This is a genomic window from Actinacidiphila glaucinigra (assembly GCF_035918135.1).
Classification (GTDB): domain Bacteria; phylum Actinomycetota; class Actinomycetes; order Streptomycetales; family Streptomycetaceae; genus Actinacidiphila; species Actinacidiphila glaucinigra.
Genome location: NZ_CP109144.1, coordinates 659,809 through 676,487 on the forward strand (window position 1 = coordinate 659,809; position 16,679 = coordinate 676,487).

General features: G+C 69.5%; 20 protein-coding genes and 1 riboswitch. Of the genes, 7 read left to right on the top strand and 13 right to left on the bottom strand.

The features are described 5' to 3' along the window. Positions 1 to 36 precede the first annotated feature (36 nt). Both OIE69_RS02910 and OIE69_RS02915 read left to right on the top strand, forming a co-directional pair. The gene (locus tag OIE69_RS02910; RefSeq protein WP_326570334.1) at positions 37 to 588 is read left to right on the top strand and encodes a TetR/AcrR family transcriptional regulator; all 552 of its coding nucleotides are present in this window, start codon (positions 37 to 39) and stop codon (positions 586 to 588) included. Further along, a complete protein-coding gene (locus OIE69_RS02915) occupies positions 585 to 707 on the top strand; it encodes a hypothetical protein (RefSeq protein ID WP_326570335.1) in 123 nt (40 codons plus the stop codon). The genes OIE69_RS02910 and OIE69_RS02915 overlap by 4 nt, the downstream gene beginning before the upstream one ends. Positions 708 to 813: 106 nt before the next feature. On the opposite strand, the gene OIE69_RS02920 is transcribed toward OIE69_RS02915, so the two are convergent. Next, positions 814 to 1,764 carry an SDR family oxidoreductase gene (locus tag OIE69_RS02920; protein WP_326570336.1) on the bottom strand — a complete coding sequence of 317 codons (951 nt, stop codon included), beginning with the start codon at positions 1,762 to 1,764 and terminating at the stop codon, positions 814 to 816. Positions 1,765 to 2,228: 464 nt separating this feature from the next. Between OIE69_RS02920 and OIE69_RS02925 the strand changes: the two genes are divergently transcribed. From OIE69_RS02925 to OIE69_RS02935, 3 genes are all read left to right on the top strand, one after another. Then, positions 2,229 to 2,513: a hypothetical protein gene (locus tag OIE69_RS02925; protein ID WP_326570337.1), complete on the top strand. Its 285-nt coding sequence runs from the start codon at positions 2,229 to 2,231 to the stop codon at positions 2,511 to 2,513. Then, positions 2,510 to 2,902, top strand: a complete 393-nt coding sequence (locus tag OIE69_RS02930) for a fic family toxin-antitoxin system, toxin component (RefSeq protein WP_326570338.1) — start codon at positions 2,510 to 2,512, stop codon at positions 2,900 to 2,902. The genes OIE69_RS02925 and OIE69_RS02930 overlap by 4 nt, the downstream gene beginning before the upstream one ends. A gap of 309 nt (positions 2,903 to 3,211) precedes the next feature. Then, positions 3,212 to 3,559 (top strand): Ku protein, encoded by a 348-nt coding sequence (locus OIE69_RS02935; protein ID WP_326570339.1) that lies wholly within the window; start codon positions 3,212 to 3,214, stop codon positions 3,557 to 3,559. A gap of 54 nt (positions 3,560 to 3,613) precedes the next feature. Here the strand turns inward: OIE69_RS02935 and thiE are convergent, their stop codons facing one another. The 4 genes from thiE to OIE69_RS02955 all read right to left on the bottom strand — a co-directional run bounded on the left by thiE (position 3,614) and on the right by OIE69_RS02955 (position 7,753). Continuing rightward, a complete protein-coding gene (gene thiE / locus OIE69_RS02940; RefSeq protein WP_326570340.1) occupies positions 3,614 to 4,303 on the bottom strand; it encodes a thiamine phosphate synthase in 690 nt (229 codons plus the stop codon). After that, positions 4,300 to 5,109: a hydroxyethylthiazole kinase gene (thiM, locus tag OIE69_RS02945; RefSeq protein WP_326570341.1), complete on the bottom strand. Its 810-nt coding sequence runs from the start codon at positions 5,107 to 5,109 to the stop codon at positions 4,300 to 4,302. The genes thiE and thiM overlap by 4 nt, the downstream gene beginning before the upstream one ends. A gap of 87 nt (positions 5,110 to 5,196) precedes the next feature. Then, positions 5,197 to 6,603 (bottom strand): purine-cytosine permease family protein, encoded by a 1,407-nt coding sequence (locus tag OIE69_RS02950; protein ID WP_326570342.1) that lies wholly within the window; start codon positions 6,601 to 6,603, stop codon positions 5,197 to 5,199. Further along, positions 6,595 to 6,688: riboswitch (TPP riboswitch) on the bottom strand. It overlaps the preceding gene by 9 nt. A gap of 309 nt (positions 6,689 to 6,997) precedes the next feature. Beyond that, a complete protein-coding gene (locus OIE69_RS02955) occupies positions 6,998 to 7,753 on the bottom strand; it encodes an SDR family NAD(P)-dependent oxidoreductase (protein WP_326570343.1) in 756 nt (251 codons plus the stop codon). A 240-nt stretch (positions 7,754 to 7,993) separates the two neighbouring features. Here OIE69_RS02955 and OIE69_RS02960 point away from each other — a divergent pair, with 240 nt between their 5' ends. Next, positions 7,994 to 8,821, top strand: coding sequence for a helix-turn-helix transcriptional regulator (locus tag OIE69_RS02960; RefSeq protein WP_326570344.1), 828 nt, complete (start codon positions 7,994 to 7,996; stop codon positions 8,819 to 8,821). A gap of 697 nt (positions 8,822 to 9,518) precedes the next feature. Here OIE69_RS02960 and OIE69_RS02965 read toward each other — a convergent pair. From OIE69_RS02965 to OIE69_RS03000, 8 genes are all read right to left on the bottom strand, one after another. Further along, positions 9,519 to 10,208 (bottom strand): hypothetical protein, encoded by a 690-nt coding sequence (locus OIE69_RS02965; RefSeq protein ID WP_326570345.1) that lies wholly within the window; start codon positions 10,206 to 10,208, stop codon positions 9,519 to 9,521. 349 nt (positions 10,209 to 10,557) lie between these two features. Beyond that, complete coding sequence (locus OIE69_RS02970) at positions 10,558 to 11,175, bottom strand: DUF6461 domain-containing protein (protein ID WP_326570346.1); 618 nt, start codon at positions 11,173 to 11,175, stop codon at positions 10,558 to 10,560. A 688-nt stretch (positions 11,176 to 11,863) separates the two neighbouring features. Continuing rightward, on the bottom strand, positions 11,864 to 11,998 hold the full coding sequence (locus tag OIE69_RS02975; RefSeq protein ID WP_326570347.1) for a hypothetical protein: 135 nt from the start codon (positions 11,996 to 11,998) through the stop codon (positions 11,864 to 11,866). A 495-nt stretch (positions 11,999 to 12,493) separates the two neighbouring features. Next, positions 12,494 to 13,390 carry an aminoglycoside phosphotransferase family protein gene (locus OIE69_RS02980; RefSeq protein WP_326570348.1) on the bottom strand — a complete coding sequence of 299 codons (897 nt, stop codon included), beginning with the start codon at positions 13,388 to 13,390 and terminating at the stop codon, positions 12,494 to 12,496. Between the two features lie 394 nt (positions 13,391 to 13,784). Next, entirely contained in the window at positions 13,785 to 14,318 is a 534-nt protein-coding gene (locus OIE69_RS02985) for a GNAT family N-acetyltransferase (protein WP_326570349.1), read from the bottom strand. Positions 14,319 to 14,446: 128 nt separating this feature from the next. Beyond that, positions 14,447 to 14,572 (bottom strand): hypothetical protein, encoded by a 126-nt coding sequence (locus OIE69_RS02990; protein WP_326570350.1) that lies wholly within the window; start codon positions 14,570 to 14,572, stop codon positions 14,447 to 14,449. 52 nt (positions 14,573 to 14,624) lie between these two features. Beyond that, positions 14,625 to 14,804: a hypothetical protein gene (locus tag OIE69_RS02995; RefSeq protein WP_326570351.1), complete on the bottom strand. Its 180-nt coding sequence runs from the start codon at positions 14,802 to 14,804 to the stop codon at positions 14,625 to 14,627. Positions 14,805 to 14,814: 10 nt separating this feature from the next. After that, a complete protein-coding gene (locus OIE69_RS03000) occupies positions 14,815 to 15,804 on the bottom strand; it encodes an alpha/beta fold hydrolase (RefSeq protein ID WP_326570352.1) in 990 nt (329 codons plus the stop codon). Positions 15,805 to 15,942: 138 nt separating this feature from the next. Here OIE69_RS03000 and OIE69_RS03005 point away from each other — a divergent pair, with 138 nt between their 5' ends. After that, positions 15,943 to 16,554 carry a helix-turn-helix domain-containing protein gene (locus OIE69_RS03005; RefSeq protein ID WP_326570353.1) on the top strand — a complete coding sequence of 204 codons (612 nt, stop codon included), beginning with the start codon at positions 15,943 to 15,945 and terminating at the stop codon, positions 16,552 to 16,554. Positions 16,555 to 16,679 lie beyond the last annotated feature (125 nt).

Here is a 16,679-nt window from a genome sequence, read left to right on the forward strand (position 1 = left end):
TCGCAATGGACGGCCGTCCGCACTCCAGGAGGATCCATGCCCGACGTCGCACGGCAGCGCTCCGATGCGCTGAAGAACCGGGAAGTGATCCTCCAGGTCGCCCACGACGCGCTCGCAGAGTCCCCGGACGCCTCGCTCAACTCGATCGCCAAGCGCGCGGGCGTCGGCCCCGGCACGCTCTACCGGCACTTCCCCACCCGGGAGGCGCTGATCCTGGAAGTCCACCGCCGCGACGTGGACCGCCTCGTGGACTCCGTGCCGGACCTGCTCGCCACCCATGCCCCGCTGGACGCGCTGCGGCGCTGGTTCACCACCCTCGCCACCTACGTACGCATCAAGCACGGACTCGGAGAGGCACTGCACTCCGCCGCCGCACAAGAAGTCGTCAGCGCCTCGTGGCCCCCGGTCACCGCCGCCGTACGCGGGCTCCTCGACGCCTGCGAACGCGCCGGCGAGGTACGCCCCGGTATCGACCCCGTCGACGTCATCATGCTCATGAGCTGCTTGTGGCGTACCCCGGACAACCCCGAAGGCACCGCCCAGGTCGACCGCCTGCTGGAGCTGGCGATCGACGGTTTCCGGCCGTGAACCCGCCCTTGGTCGCCCCCTTCACCGCACGGTCCACGAACGCCCAGGAGATCGAGCACCTCCCGGTCGACCACACCCACGTGGTTCCAGCCGACCCGGCCTTCGCTCGGCACCTCTGACCGCCGGGTGTCACCACCACCGGACCACCAAGCGGAGCGGTCGGTCGGCGGAACTGCCACACATACGAACCGGGTCGGCCGAGTGCCGAGGACGTGGCTGCGGGCGTCACGTCTCCGGAAGTGCGGCCAACGTCGCGACGACCTCCTCGGCCGGTGACGCCGGCGATTCTCGCGGCGCCGGGGCGGGGTTGTGGACGAAAGCGTGTGCCGCCGAGAGCTCGTCGCGAGCGGCGGCCTCGACCGCCTCCAGGTAGGCATAGGCGTCCTCCCCGATCGGCACGCGCACGGGCGCCGACCGGGCCGCGACGAGCCGCAGTACATGGGCGGCGAACACCTCGGGGCGGCCGATCGACGGATCGTCCAGCATGGCCCGCAAGCCCGCTCGCACCTCCGCCGTGCTCACCAGGTATTCGGGGATACGGTCGGCGGTCTCGGTCACCGCGGTGCTGTAGTGAGTGGCGAACTGGCCGGGCTCCACCGCATGCACCCTGATCCCGAAGGGCGCGACCTCCGCGGCAAGCGCTTGGGTCATACCCTCCAGCGCATGCTTGCCCGTCACATACGCGGACAGGCCGGGCAGCCCCATCCGGCCGACGAGCGAGGAGACGTTGACGATGTGACCCGATCCCTGACGGCGCATCAGCGGCAGGACAAGGCGGCTCAGACGCCACGGGGCGACCGTCAGCACATCGAGCTGAGCGCGCAGTTCCTCGTCGGACACCTCCTCGACCGCGCCGAACAGCCCCGATCCCGCGTTGTTCACCAGGACGTCCACTCCGCCGAAGTGATCAACCGCGTACGTCACCGCGGCCTCGCACTGCCCGGCGTCACACACGTCGAGCGCCATCGCCGTCACCCGATCCGGATAACGCGCCACCAGATCCCGCAAAGCCGCCGGCTTGCGGGCCGTGGCGATCACCAGGTCCCCGGCCTCCGCCACCGCGCCCGCCAGTGCACGCCCCAGTCCCGACGAACACCCCGTCACAAGCCATCGCCGCGTCATGCGTCCCCCCGTGTCAGTCGCCGGCGGCACGCCGTGCCGCTCGTAAGCGATCATGGCAGCCGGAACGAACCACCAGCAGAGGCGTGCGGGGGCAGGACCGGAGCGCGCGCAGGCTCTCCGGCGCGCATTCCGCGACGTGCACGAGGTCTCGGCCACAAAGGCGCGGCGCCCGCCCGCGCAGGCCCCCCGGCGCACTCCCGAAGCAGCAAGCGCGAGCGAGCCCGGTGGGCCCGTGCAGCATCCGCGGGGGCAGGAGGCACTCTCACAACCGGCCGTCAGGGTGGAAGGCGACCCGCTGCCTGCAAGAGCTCGGGCGTCGACGTGGCGCAGGAGCACTGCCCTCGGATCCCGGAGCAGGCCTGCGACGCATCACTATCGCGCACACGTTCGACTTCAGCCTGCCGAAGCGACCAGCCCCTGCCATCTGCGACTCCCCCATGGCGGCGCCACGCCATCCCGGCGAGGTGATTCGCTCGCGGGCGCTCGGTACCGGAGATACCTTTGGGGCCTTGCCTGCGATGAACGTTCCCTTGGAGTACGACGACGATCTCAAAGCGGTGACCGCCGCCGCGGCCGCGGCCGGTGTCAGCGACAAGCAGTTCATCCGCGACGCCGCCCTCGACCGCGCCCTGGCCCGACCGCGCGCCTTCCTGGCGGCCGCCATGGCGGAGCAAGAGCGCATCGCTTCGGCGTGGACCGAGTTCGACCCCGAGGACGCCCAGCCCGACCCGGCACGTCTTTCGAGCGAGGCCGAGGCCGCTGACGCACTGGCCGGCCTGGACGCCCGCGGGAACGCCGCGTGACCCACGACGCCCCGAAGCCTGAGCTTCCCGACGTCTCATGGCTGCTGCAGGTCGCCGAGCACATCACCGGCTACCCGCAGCCGACCGATCTCGGCCCACTCTTCGCCGCGGTCAGCCGGCAGCGCGCCCGCGCGATGGGTCGCAACGTGTACGGCTCGGTGTGGCTCATGGCCGCGTCCATTCTGGAGACCCTGTCCAGGCTCCCGGCCCTCGAACACTCCAATCGCCGGTTCGCGTGGCTGGCGACGGTGGCGTTCCTCAAGGTGAACGGCTACAGGCTGGACTACCCGTCGCAGAAGGAAGCGGTCACGCTGGTGACCGACGTCGCCCGTGGCGCCACCGGTGTGCAGGCCTGTGCGCTGCAGCTCCGTCGCTGGGCTCACACTTGACCCGCTCCCACGCCGGTTTCCAGGTGGGCCCACCCCTGCGCCGGCGCGGACGGTAGTCGGGCGGGTGCCCCGCGCCGCAAGGTGCCTGATCACCGCCCCGGAGCAGCACCCCTCGCGGGGAACTGCCCCGTCTTGCAGGCTGACGGTACGCGCGGGATCCGGGCCGGCTACGTGAGCTTCGGCCTGGTCATCATCCCGATCGGCCTCTACCCCGCGATCAAGGGGGCACGGCACCGGATTCCACCGGGTCCGCGCGCGAGCGACGGAGCCCGCCTCAGGCACCGGAGGTAGTCCTATGAACCCGAAGACGTGGAGATACCCCCATCGGAGATCGCGCGCGGCATGGAGCGGCCTGACGGCCGCACCGTCGTGCTCCTCGAAAAGGATCTGGCCGCACTCCCCCGCCCTACAAGGCGCACTGTCGATGTCCTCGGTTTCATCGACCAGCGCGGCGTCGACCCAGTGCTCCACACCAGGCCCTACTGGGGAGCCGCTGCCGGCGAACAGGGTCAGCGCCCACACCCGCTCCTGGTGGAGGCTCTGGCCAGGCACGACGCGGTGGCGGTCGCCGAAGTCACCTTGCGCGCCGGGGAGCAGTCAGCAGTACTGAGGCCACGGCGCGGCATGCTCGTGCCGCGCATGCCGATGTGTCCGTGACCCGGACGACGCTTCCTCGACCGCCCAGGCGACCGAGCGGGAGTTCAAAGCTGGTCAGGCGAGGTTCTTCTCCCCGCTCCGGGTCGGCACTCGGCTCCAGGCGTCGGCATAGGCGCGGGCCGCGACACTGGGGTCCTCGGCAGCGCAGATGCCGGAGACGACGGCCGCACCCGCTGCCCCGGCTTCCCGCAGTCGTGGGAGGTCGGCCGGGTTCACGCCGCCGATGGCCACAGCGGGGAGCTCGCTGAGCCGGGCGAGACGGGCGAAGCCGTCATGGCCGAGCGAGGGCGGAGCGTCTGCCTTGGTCCGGGTGGCGTGCAGTGCGCCGATGCCTACGTGGTGGACGCCTGCCGGATCCTGGGCGGCGACGCGCAGCTCTTCGGGAGTGGCGGCGCTCAGGCCCAGGACCGCGTGCGGTCCGATCAGTTCCCGTACGGCGGTCGGAGGCAGGTCCGACTGCCCGACGTGGACGCCCGACACGCGTATGCCGGCGGCGCGGGCGGCAAGGAACACATCCACCCGGTCGTTGACGATCAACGCCACGTGCTCCGGGAGGACTGCTGCCACTTCCGTGACCGTGCGCAGGAAATCACCGCCGTCGGTGTGCTTCTCGCGGATCTGCACCGCAGTGACGCCCCCCGCCACGGCCTGGGCGACGGTTTCGGCCACGCTGCGGCCCCGGGCCTTGCACTGGACTGCGTCCGTGACGAGGTAGACCGACAGATCGACCGGCGTCACCGTCACGACACAGCCGCCCGCCCGACGATGTCCGACTCCCGCAACGCGGCAAGCGCGTCCAGGAACGCAACCGCGAAACTACCGGGCCCGGAGGCCTGCTTCGCGGCCAGTTCGGCGGCGACCGTGTAGGCGGTGACGGCCGCGACCGTCGAGGCGAACCGGTCCTCGTCCACGGCCGCGTAGGCGGCCATCACTGCGCCCAGCGCACAGCCCCCGCCCGTCACCCGGGTGAGCAGCGCGTCGCCGTTGGCGATGCGCGCCGTACGCGTCCCGTCGGTGATGAGATCCACGGGCCCGGAGACGGCGACCACGCCGCCGGTCTCATCGGCCAGGCGCCGCGCTGTTTCCTCGGCCTCCTCGACGCCGTCGGAGGAATCCACTCCGCGGCCGCCGCCGCCCGCTCCCGCCAGCGCGATGATCTCGGAGGCGTTGCCGCGTACGACCGTCGGCCGCAGTTCCAGGAGCTCGCGCGCCAGCGCGGTGCGCACGGGCAGTGCGCCGACCGCCACCGGGTCGAGCACCCACGCGGTGCCGGCCGAGCCGGCCGCCTGCGCGGCCTCGATCATGGCGGAGCGCTGCTCGGCGTGCGGGGTGCCGAGATTGACCAGGACCCCCGAGGCGACCTCGGCGAACGGTCCGGCCTCCCCCGGGATGTCGACCATGGCGGGTGAAGCGCCCAGCGCCAGGAGGACGTTGGCGGTGAAGCCCGTCACCACCGAGTTGGTCAGGCACTGGACGAGCGGGGAGTGGGCCCGTACGCGAGCGAGCGCCTGCGCGGCGAAGGCGGTGTGATCGGCGGAAGTCGGGGGCATGCGGACTCGCTCCTTGGGGGACGGACGGTGTGCGGGCGCCTGCGGCGGGCGGCGGTTCCAGCGCCGGGATGGACGGGTGGCGACGGTTCAGGGCCGCGCACGGTGGCGCAGGCGCAGTGGGGTGTACACGCCGAGAGCCACGAGGAACGCCACATAGTACGAGAGGTCAGCGCCGTGCAGGGCCTCGGCCACCGGGCCGACGTACAGGCTGGTGTCCATGAACGGCACAGCCGCGGCGAAGGCGGCCGCGAACGCGACGACGGCGGACCAGCCGGGCTGCGGTCGGCCGGTCTCGGCGGCGAGGTCGATCGGCGCGCCTGCCCTCGCTCGTGCCCGGGCCAGCCAGTCGACGATGACGATCGCGACGAAGCCGGGGATCCAGTAGCCGACGAAGAGCAGCACGTTCTGGAAGCGGGCGGTGGTGTCGGCGGCGTGCATCCACAGGACCAGGGGGAAGCCGAGCGCCGCGGCGAAGGCAGCCGCGGCCGGGCGGGGAACGCGCACACCGACGGTCTGCAGGGCCAGGGATCCGCTGTAGTCGTTCATGGCGTTGCTGCACAGGGCCGCCAGGGCCACGGCGAGCAGTCCGAACACACCCAGTGGCCCGCCGCCCAGCAGCTTGGCCACGCCTGCGGCGGTCTGGTCGGTGAGGACGGACGCGCCCCAGAGCCCGAGGGCCTGGACGCCCACGAAGGACACCACCAGTCCGGCCAGGGTGAACCAGAACATGCGCGAGCGGGAGGTGTTCCGCGGCAGGTAGCGGCTGAAGTCGCTGGCGTAGGGGGCCCAGGACAGGGACAGGCTCAGCGCGATGGTGCTGGTCAGGACGAACGCCCCGCCCCGGTCGGCGCCATGGGCGGAGCCGGTTGCCGCGGGGTGCACACCGTCGAGCAGCTTCCAGGCGATCAGCGCGAAGGCGGCGGCGAGAACGAAGGTCATGACGATCTGGAGCCGGTGAATGGCCTCGTAGCCCAGGACACCGAGAGCGCCCTGGGCGAGCATCATGACCAGGACTCCGAGCCAGAACGGCCACCCGCACAGCCGCGCCAGCGCATCCCCGCCGAACAGCCCGATCAGGGCGTCCCAGGCGACCGAGGACAGCCATTGCAGGATGCCGGGCACCGCGACGGCCCGACCGAAGGCGAGCCGGGCCAGCGGCAGCTGCCCAGCGCCGGTCCGGCTGCCCCAGGTGCCCAGGTAGGCGGTGGGTATCGCGCCGACCACGGTGCCGAGCACCACGGCTGTGAGCGCGGTGGCGAAGTCCAGGCCGAGAACTATGCCGATGGTGCCGGTGAACACGCCGGTCATGGTGAGATTGGGAGCGAACCACACGGTGAACAGGCGCCCCGGGCCGCCGTAGCGGTTGCTCTCGGGGACCGGCTGTATGCCGTGTGCCTCGATCCGGAGATCGCCGGCGGCCGCCGGCATCCGCCCGTCGAAGACGGTCTGTCGGCCGTCGGCGGGCAGACCGCTGGAAACATGCGCCAATGGCATGGAAGACATCCCTCCGCCAGTACGAACTGGTTCAGGTTCGACGGGTGTGATCTCAGCCCCCGGTGGGGCACCCCGTGTCCGGTCAGGGGGACAGAGTAGCCCGCCGGCAAAGCCCGGCGCGTCGACGGGGTGGGACCGCCACGCGGGCGGGACGGGCTGTACGTACCCAGGCCGACAAGGCGACTCCTCCGGCCTGCAAGGCGAAAGGGCCCGCCGACTCCGTCGGCGGGCCCTCACGAGAGATCGAGGCACAATTTTCGGCCGCCTTCGGACGGCCGTTGTTGTGCCAACGGATGTAGTACCGCCGGCGCAATGGCCCTTGCTCAGCGATCACGACGTCGTCAGGTTGTCGAACCCGCGAATGCGATCACTTGCAAGAACCATCCCGCGATGGTCAGCAGCTGAAACCGCCGTCGACCGGAAGGCTGGCTCCGGTGATGAATGCAGCCTCCGGCCCGACGAGGAAGGAGACGGCGGCGGCAATCTCCTCGGGGCGCCCGAACCGTCCCATCGGGGTGAGTGACGTGACGAACGAGGCATCTTCAACATCAGCCGGGTTCATATCGGTGTCTATCGCGCCGGGTTGAATCGCGTTGACGGTGATGCCACGTGGGGCGAGATCGCGCGCCCAGCCCTTGGTATAGGTGACGACCGCAGCCTTCGTCGCCAGATAGTCGGAGAGACCGGGGAAAGGCACCCTGGTGGTTTCGGATCCATTGGAGGCGATGGAGACGATCCGCCCTCCCTCCGTCAGGAGGGGCGCGGCAGCGACCACCGTACTGACAACGGCTTGAAGGTTGATGGCCAACTGGCGGTCGAATTGACTCTGGTCGCGATCCGGCGCGTCGACTGTTCCCGTGACATGCACTCCCGCATTATTGACAAGAATGTCAAGTCGACCGAAGTGATCGGCGACCTGGCGGACAAGATGCTCCGCTCGTCCGGGGTCGGCCTGGTCGGCCTGGACAGCCAATCCGCGACGGCCGGTCGCTTCGATGGCCGCCAGGGTCTTCTTCCCCTTCTCAGGGTCGGCCGCGTAACTGAATGCCACGTCGGCGCCATCAGCCGCGAGCCTGACGGCAATGGCCGCCCCCATCCCGCGCGATCCGCCTGTCACCAGGGCGACCTGGCCTGTGAGCTTCTGATGCATGAGTTCTCACAATCATTTACCGCAGTTAGCTAGGACTAGTGCCGGCGCGCCCACGCATGGGCCACTCCGGAATTTGCAGCGCGGCGACAATCTCGCCGGCAGCGGGTCCACGTGACGCAGGTGGGCTGCCTGGTCATGCCCAAGAGACTGGCCCAGCGGGTGCGTGCGGCGCCTCACCACGTTGTGGGTACCCATGGCGTGGGTTGGCTGTCCCGCGGGTGGAAGAGCAGGATGGGGGGCATGAGCGAGCAGCGAAACACGGAACTCGGCGACTTCCTGCGGTCGCGGCGGGCGGCGCTGACCCCCGCCGAGTTGGATATTCCGACATACGGGACAGTTCGGCGCGTTCCGGGCCTGCGGCGCGAGGAGGTGGCTTTGCTCGCGGGTGTGAGTGTGAACTACTACGCCCGCATCGAGCAGGGAGAGAGCCACCAAATTTCCGAATCCGTGATGGAAGCGATCGCCAACGCGCTGCGCCTCAAAGACAGCGAGCGACTTCACCTGCTGCGTCTGGCCTCGCCCGGGCAATTCACCCAACGGGACCTCGGGCCCGAAAAGATCCGCGACTCACTGCTCGCACTGGTCGGGAGCAACAGCGAGCAAGCGGCACTGATCGTCGGACGACACATGGACCTGCTCGGCGCGAACAGGCTCGGGTATGCGCTCTTCGGCCTCACTCAGGGGCAGCGGGTCAACCTGGCCAAACAGGTGGTCCTCGAACCGGCGATGCGCGACCTCATCGTCAACTGGGCGGACGAGGTCCGCGACGTGGCCGCCTACCTCCGAATGGCCACCGCTGACCTGTCTGACGATACTCAGCTCGCGGAGTTGATCGGCGAGCTGAGCATCAAGAGTCCGGAGTTCGCCCGATTCTGGGCCGCCCACCCGGTCAGTCAATGCACGCACGGAGTGTACGAGATCGACCATCCCATGGTCGGCCGCCTGACTCTGAACGAGGAAAGCCTGGAAGTGACGGAGAACTCCGGCCAACGCATTGTATTCCTCGGCGCCGCACACGGCTCCGATTCTGCGCAACGCCTGCGACTACTGGGCTCCCTTATCTCTTAGGCAGTCATTCGCTGTTGATTTGCGTCGCAATTCTGAGGAAATGCAAAGAATCTAAAAAGTCTCCTATGGGCCGCCCCGGGCCGGGTGGAGGCTCGATTCTTTGAGAGAATCGAGTCGCGGCACGTACCTCTCCTCACCCCGCTGGGCTGCGGAGTCGTGCGGTTCGCATGGTCGCCGAGGTCCATCCCGGCTACGACACGGAGTGGGCCGCTATGAAGGCCGTCGCGTCCAAGCTGCTCTGACCGCAGCCAGACACCGCCCTGCCACGACGGGCTCGCGAGCGCGAGGACCGCCGGCACGGCGTGGAGTCGGAAGACCCGGAACTCGATGCCCTGATCCGTCACGCCGCGATCCTGCTGATGTGCCCCATGACCAGGAGGTGCTCAGGGCTGTCCCGTGACTGGTCAGGAGTCCGCCTCCCCGCGCGAGAAGTGACCGGCCAGCCGACCGGACCCATGTCGACGTCCACCGTCTTCATGCACGCGCCGTCGAAGGCGCCCAGGCTGATCGTGCCGTCATCTCACCGCGGACCGACGCCAGGCCATTGCCGGGCCAACCATGGCGGACGAGCCCGGGTCACGACGACCGCGGCAGCGACGGAGAGCATGACGTGCACCCGAGCCTCAAGGCCTACGCCAGGGCGGCGGCAGCTGATCAGCTCTCTGCCCCCGATTCTCCTGCGGGGTCGGCTGGCACCCTAAGCGAGGTTGCGCAGGGCGCGCATCACCGTGTCCGCCTCCTCTCCGTGCAATTCCCGACTGGGTCCCCCGAGAGCGGCACCCCGGGCGGCGATGTCGCGCAGGGCCCGCAGCGCGGTGTGCGCGTCCTGGACTTGCCACTGCCGGCTGGACCCCGCCGCCCGCAGATCGCTTCCCATGGCAGCGGAGATCGCTTCCCGGGCCGGGAGGAAAGCGATCGGGGCCGAGTACGCGGCCAGGTCGTTCACGCAGACCAGGCGCAGTTCGCCGGGTTCAATCTCGGAGCCTGACAGGACCACTTCGGTGTTCTCGACGCGGCCCCGGGCGACCCAATGGGGGTTGCTGCCGTTCCGCCAGACTTCGAACGTCACGGGTTTCCCGTCTGCGCTGATGGTGACGGGTTCGGAGACCGGCGGGCTGACCGGAAGTCCCTCACCGAGGTGGCAGTAGTCGTCCAAAGCGTCCTCCAGTGCCTCGCCGGCCCTTGCGTTGCCGGAGGAGGCGCTGAGAACCGTGACGTGCTCGGCCTGGGAGTCATAGGACGCAGAGCCGAACCACAGGAACACATGGATGTCGCCGGTGACTTGGTTGTGGCCGCTACCCATGAACTGCCGTGATTCCGGCCAGTCGGCATCAACAGCGACGACCCTGAAGTCACCCGCCGAAGCAGGCGTGCCTTGATCGTTCATGGGATCTCCTTGTGCTCGTCCGTGGTCGGGCATCGTGCCATGTGCGAGAGCGGGGCCGACGGGTCGGGCCTGAGGCTGGTCGGTGCACCATCACTCTCGCGGGAACGGTCTCATCAGGCTCTGACAGCGGAGCGCATGGGACGCCTCCTTGGGATAGCCCTGGCGTCCTCGACACACGCTCCAGGAGTTCGTTCCTGGCCACGTGGGCGCTGCCGCGTTGCCACTGAACCGGCTCCGCGCCGGTCCCCTGCTACCGCCGAGGTCCTCATGTGTACGGCGCTGGTGCCATCGCCTTCTGCCGTCAGGAGCCGCGGAGCACCCGCGTCCCGTTCGGGCTGGTCAGATCTGGTCAGCCGCTGGGTATCGGCGCCAGGCCCTCGATGAACTGGGTGCTCTCCAGAAATTCCGGAGTCAGTCGGATCCCGGTGACGCGCTCGGCGAGAGCGAAGGTGGCAGCGGTGACCACGTCCAGGTCAGCTGAGCTTCCTTCCTCCGTGGCGAAGCCCACCTCGCGCATGGCTGTCACCAAGCTCTCGGGGTCGCTGCCGTCTCGGTAGTAGGCAAACAGCGGCTCGAAGTGCAGCCGCAGCTTGCCGTTCTCGAACCAGTTGAAATGATCGACCGCGTTGACATTCCGAAAGTGGGACACCACCGCGCGCCCGGCCGACAGATGTGACAGGGCTCCGTCGAGCGTCCCGATGTAGCCGTTGGGTTCCACGATCACCGTCCAGCCGTGGAGGGGCGCCACTCCGAGGTAACCATGGGTGCCCTCGTGCACCTGGGCCGTTTCGTAGGCGTGCTCGTCCAGCGCTGCCACTCCAATGCCGTGCCCTCGCACCTCAGCTTTGAGAACTTGGAGCACCTCCACTGGCGTGATCCCGCGCACCAGCGTGATGCAGTACGCCTCGGCAAGGCGGGCAAAGTCCGCTTCGAACCAGCGGTAATCGTCGGCGGTGGCATTCGTCATGGCGCAAGCGTCCCACCCTCGGATCTGCCGGCCTGCTTCCTGGCCGAACCCCGCGGCTGACACGATGCCTGCAGATGTCGCCCACCGGGCCGCCGCGCCGGCCTGCATGGCGCATGGGGCCCAACGTCGCCGCCGACACCTGCCTTGTAAGTTCGGGCCGGGTCCCGACGCACCTGACGAAACCACGCGGCCGCTGCTGGAGTCGGGTTTCCAGCAGCCGAGCTGCTCCGGAACCGTTCGTGGCCGTTGATGACATCGTTGGATGTAGCGGAACAGCTGCGGCACCGGGCAAATCTCCAATGGCTCGTCCGTCCGGTCGGCCCACCCCCACCAGACGTGCCGCTTGGTGCATCTCCAAAGCGACCGGCAGACCCTCCGGCCATCGTCCTCCCGCTGGGAGAGCACGAGGCCGCCAGACTTCATTGGCTGCCCGCACTCGGGGCAGGTGGGCAGGTCGCTGCTCATGTCGAGCACCTTAACGGGGCAGCCTCTTCGTCCCGAAGCAAGGCGAGCGACTGCGTGACCTGCGGCGAAACCGGTCGTGACCTGCGCGAACCGTCCGCGAACGTCCGTGATTGTGCGCCCTGGTACGGGGCCGTTGTAGCGCAGTTGGACACTCAGCCGATCTCCAGGCAGCGCATGATCCGTACCGCTGCTCGCCGACACGGCAACTACTACGCGTCAGTGGTCATCGTTTGCCGCGCTTGTCGCGCCTGACGCCTTTGATCCAGTCGCGAACACCGAGCACGTCCACGATGAACGACGCCACTGACGCGACTGCTCTCAACACGCGCGACACAAGCGATGTTGTCAGGTCTTCCACGACTCCCCCTGATCGGTGAGAGCACCTTACAGCGTGGGCAGACGGGTAACGTGATCGATGAACTCCTGGCGCGATGTGTCACTGCACCGGAGGCACACGAGATCCAGCGGCCGTTCTGATCACCAAGACCCTGGGCTTGGCAATCACCGCTCATTGGTGCCCGCCTGTATCCGTGACCTGGGTAGATCGTCCGCTGCCACCCTTGCCCGATGGCCATGAGATGCCCGCTGTTAACCGGGGTTCACCGTTCGATCCGGCACGCATCTGGCACGCCACGGGGGCAGGGCCAGGCAAGTTGCCTCAACCGGCAGAACGAGAGTCGTTGCGGATCGCACGATATGGAGCGCTTCGTCGCGGACTCCTGGGTCCCTGTCGCGCGCCAAGGTAGGCCCATCCACGTGGACGTCGCAACCCTCGACTCGCCTTCGACAGGGACCCAAGAAGGAGCCTCCTGGCGCTCGGGGCCACCTTGTACGGCCTGCGATCGGGGCGACATCACTTCGTCGACTCCAGAATGCGGTCGAGTGTCCGACGCCCCATTCTGCTCATCGTCGGATTGCTCTCGACGTAGTACCAGACAAGACCCATCGCCTGTTCGAAGGCCCATGCCTTGCCGCGCTCCCACTCCAGATCGTCGCAGCCCAGCGTCCGCCGGAGCACTTCCCGTGGGCCCGGTTGCAACAGGTGCCAGGCGCTGACCAGATCCAGCGCCGGGTCGGCCGGGCCGAAGCCGCCGGTGTCGAGTACGCCGCTGAGCCGGTCTCCCGCGACCAGTACGTTGCCGGGAATCAGGTCACCATGGCTCATCACATCGGCAGTCGTGCGTGGCAACTCCCGGAGTTCGCCCCACACTTGGCGCAGCCGGGGCACGTCGAGCAGCCCCTTGCTCTCCTCGAAGCACTTCGCCATCCAGTCGTCGTGGTGAGCGAGAACGCCGCCACGGTTATCGCCGCTGAAACGACGCCCCCGCGTCTCTGCGTCCCGCAGGGCTGCGATGAAGGCCGCAAGGTCCTCGGCGAAGGCGTCCGACCCACTCGGGTCGGCATCGAAGGCGACTGTTCCCGGCAGCCATGTCTGGACCGACCACGGCATGGGGCAACCCGCTCCAGGCCTGCCCAGGGCGACGGGTTCCGGAACGGGGAACCGAGACACCTGTGCCAGCTCCGCGCTCGCCTGGGCTTCCCGTTCCAGAACCGCCAGCGCCTCCGCGGCATTGGTCAGACGCAGCGGGAAACGCGCGGAGAGGTCGTCCCCGATGCGGAAGATGGCGTTGACCGTCCCCGTCGACGACTGAAGTCGGATCGCCTTGCCGCTCCACTGAGGGAACTGCTCCTGGATCAGAGCCGCAACGATGTCGGTGGTCACGTCCACTTGGTCATCGTGCATGGTCATTCTCGCAGGCCCTTCCCCCGGTCCAATGTGAACAGTCCCCCGCGAAGCGCCGCCAGCAGGCCAGATCAACGGAGACGACAGCCAGTATTCACGCGCCCGAGTCCTGATCAACTGAAATTTTCGGGTACCCAGGCGTCTCAACCGTTCTGGTCGCCCCAGGCCACAGCCACGGCTTGGGACCGGATCACTTGAGAGGGGACACGAGCACGACACCACGGACCCAAGCGCCAAGGAGTCCCACCGTGTTCTGCGCACAGCGCACTCGGTTGTCACTGCTCGCGCGTGACGGGGCGGTCCTGCCGGTGGCCGGGCCACGCTCCGCGTGCGCGTGGCCCCGGCCCGCCGGCAGGGGGCCGTGGTCAGCGTGGGCGCCTGGTCGTGGGGCGGTCGGGGTTCAGCCGTGGAACTCACTGAGGTCGATCGTGTGGACACGCAGCGGGAAGCCGTACTCCGGGTGCGTGGTATCGCGCTCCGGCGCCATGCCGAGCTTGCGCATGACGTTCTCCGAGGCGTTGTCGCCGATCCGGGCGATGCCGATCAGACGGTCCAGGCCGCGGTCCTGGAGCGCGAACTCCATCGCGGCGTGAGCGGCCTCCGAACCGTAGCCCTGACCCCAGAACTGCGGACCGAGCCGCCAGCAGACGGACACCTGCGGCATCACCTCCGGCAGGAACTCCGGCAGCGTCAGGCCGGTGAAACCGGCCAGTTCGCCCGAGGCGAGCATCTCGACGGCGAAGAGGCCGAAGCCCTCCTCGTCCCACTCCTCCTCCCACCGCTCGATGGCTTCCGCCGTATGTTCCAGGTCGCGCACGGAGCCGTCGCCGACCCAGCGCATCACCTGCGGGTCGCCGTTGATCTCGGCCATGGGTACCAGGTCGTCGTCGTGCCAGCGGCGCAGGAGCAGGCGGGGAGTCTGGATCTCGGTCATGGGCTCATCCTGGCGAAGGTGACGCCGCAACGGTAATCGGGGGTGGGGCAAGGTGGTCCTCACCTCCGGGGACCAGCCCCGCCCGACACCGGGGCCCGGCGCGCCACACGACGCGCCGGGCCCGTGGGTCACCACCAGATGACGACGTATCCCGGGCCTCCGGTCTGGCCGATACCGGGGGCGACGGACGAGGTGGTGCCGCCTGTGCCGCCGATGCCCGCACCCGATGGTGCCGGCTGGATGACGCCGTCCACTGCCGGACGGCCTCCCTGGCCCGGTGGAACGGTAGTCCCGCCCGGGCGGCACTCACTGCCGCCCGCGGCAAGGATTCCGGGCCGCTGCGCCGCACCGTGGCTCGGGCCGGGCGAGACGGAGGTCCTCGAGGCGGTGGCCGGCGCCCACCCGGGCCGTCAGCCGCTTGCCCTGCAGTTCGTCGGGGTCCAGGCCGACGACGGCGGCCGGGCTGCGGCGCAGACCCGCCTGCACGCCCGTCGGTTCAGCCCTGGACGGAGGCGAGCCAGCCGGTCAGCAGGCGGTTGACCTCATCGGGGCGCTCCTGCTGGATCCAGTGCCCGCAGCCGTCCAGGATGTGGGTGGCGGTCAAGCCGGGCAGCGTGGCCGGGTACGCGTCGATCGCGTCGGCCATCCAGGTCGTCGAGGCGTCCAGGGCGCCGCCGATGAACAGGGACGGCTGCTTGATCGGGGCGCCGGCGTACTGGGCGAGGTCCTCCCAGTCGCGGTCCATGTTGCGGTAGCGGTTGAGGGCCCCGGTCATGCCGGTGCGCTCGAACTCCCCCGCGTATACGTCGAGATCGTCCTCGGTCAGCCAGGCTGGCAGCTTGCCGACGGGGAAGCGGTCGCGCAGGCGGCCGCCGGTGCGGCCCACGAAGTGCGGGTCGGGCTCACCCTGGCCCGGCATGGTGTCGGCGGACAGGGCCGCGTAGAAGCCCGCGAGCCAGCCCCGGACGTCGGGCTCCATTTCCGCTTCGGCCCTGCCGGGCTCCTGGAAGTACGAGACGTAGAACTCCTGGTCGCCGCCCATCCGGGCGAAGACGTCGGTGGGGCGGGGGCCCCCGGGCGGTGCGTAGGGGACGCTCAGCAGTCCGACGGCGTGGAAGACCCCGGGGTGGAGCAGGGCGGAGGCAGCCGCGATGTTGGAGCCCCAGTCGTGCCCGACGACCGTCGCCCGTTCCTCGCCCAGGGCGCGCACCAGGGCGACGTTGTCCTCCACCAGGTCGAGCATCCGGTAGGCGTCCGGGGCGGCCGGCTTGGAGGAGCGCCCGTAGCCGCGCACGTCGAGCGCCACGGCTCGGTACCCCGCCGCCGCGAGGGCCGGGAGCTGGTGGCGCCAGGAGTACCAGGACTCGGGGAAGCCGTGGACGAGCAGGACCAGTGGCCCGGTGCCCTGCTCGACCAGGTGCAGGCGTCCGGCGGGTCCCTCGATGATGCGGTGGCGCGGGTCGGCGGACGGTGCGGGCTGGTGCATGGCTTCTCCTCGGTTCACGGGCGGGCCGCGGTTGCCCACCGATCATGCGGCGCGGCGCCCGCCCGGCGCGAGCACCCTTGCCAATCTGGCAAACTTGCAGGACAGGGTGATGGAGGCGACGCGGCCGGAGGGAGCAGGGTGACGGATGACGGCACAGCCGCCACGCTGGCGGCCATCGGCCCCCGGCTGCGCGCCGCGCGCGAGCAGCGTGGCGCCACGCTCACCGACGTCAGCCACACAACCGGCGTCTCGCTGAGCACGCTGTCGCGGATCGAGACCGGCCGGCGCAAGCCGACCCTCGATGTGCTGCTGCAGCTCGCGAAGGCGTACGACATCTCCCTGGACGAGCTGGCCGGCACCGCACCCGTGACACCGCCGAGACCGCGCACTCCGACGCCGCAGCATCCCGGCGACGACAAGGCGGTGCTGCCACTGACCCGGTACGTGGGGGGTCTGCACGCCCACAAGCACGTCCTGCCCGCCGTCGACGAGGCGCCGACGCGGCCGCGGCAGGCCTCCCACGACGGATACGAATGGCTCTGCGTCCTGTACGGGCGGCTGTGGCTGGCGCTCGGCGAGCAGGACCTCGTCCTGAGTGCGGGGGACGTCGTCGAGTTCGACACGCGCACCCCCCACGGAGTCGCGAACGCCGGACCCGGCGGACCGGTCGAATATCTGATCATGTTCGGGCCGCAGGGAGAGCGCCTACGGCCGCGCACCCCTCCGGCTCTCGGCCGCGGGGCCAGGTAGCGCGGAGCACCGCCTCCGGGGCCGTTCCCCCCTCGCCCGCGCCTGCGGCTTCACGCCTCGGCGGCGTCCCCGACCGCGACGGGCGCCGGTGACGATTGCACTGCCGCGATGCGTGGCGCCCCGGT

Bases quoted from the DNA above. Each gene is read 5' to 3' on its own strand.
- OIE69_RS02910 (WP_326570334.1), top strand. From the start codon at position 37: ATGCCCGACGTCGCACGGCAGCGCTCCGATGCGCTGAAGAACCGGGAA.
- OIE69_RS02920 (WP_326570336.1), bottom strand. From the start codon at position 1,764: ATGATCGCTTACGAGCGGCACGGCGTGCCGCCGGCGACTGACACGGGG.
- OIE69_RS02925 (WP_326570337.1), top strand. From the start codon at position 2,229: ATGAACGTTCCCTTGGAGTACGACGACGATCTCAAAGCGGTGACCGCC.
- thiM (WP_326570341.1), bottom strand. From the start codon at position 5,109: ATGCCCCCGACTTCCGCCGATCACACCGCCTTCGCCGCGCAGGCGCTC.
- OIE69_RS02950 (WP_326570342.1), bottom strand. From the start codon at position 6,603: ATGCCATTGGCGCATGTTTCCAGCGGTCTGCCCGCCGACGGCCGACAG.
- OIE69_RS02955 (WP_326570343.1), bottom strand. From the start codon at position 7,753: ATGCATCAGAAGCTCACAGGCCAGGTCGCCCTGGTGACAGGCGGATCG.
- OIE69_RS02960 (WP_326570344.1), top strand. From the start codon at position 7,994: ATGAGCGAGCAGCGAAACACGGAACTCGGCGACTTCCTGCGGTCGCGG.
- OIE69_RS02965 (WP_326570345.1), bottom strand. From the start codon at position 10,208: ATGAACGATCAAGGCACGCCTGCTTCGGCGGGTGACTTCAGGGTCGTC.
- OIE69_RS02970 (WP_326570346.1), bottom strand. From the start codon at position 11,175: ATGACGAATGCCACCGCCGACGATTACCGCTGGTTCGAAGCGGACTTT.
- OIE69_RS02980 (WP_326570348.1), bottom strand. From the start codon at position 13,390: ATGACCATGCACGATGACCAAGTGGACGTGACCACCGACATCGTTGCG.
- OIE69_RS02985 (WP_326570349.1), bottom strand. From the start codon at position 14,318: ATGACCGAGATCCAGACTCCCCGCCTGCTCCTGCGCCGCTGGCACGAC.
- OIE69_RS03000 (WP_326570352.1), bottom strand. From the start codon at position 15,804: ATGCACCAGCCCGCACCGTCCGCCGACCCGCGCCACCGCATCATCGAG.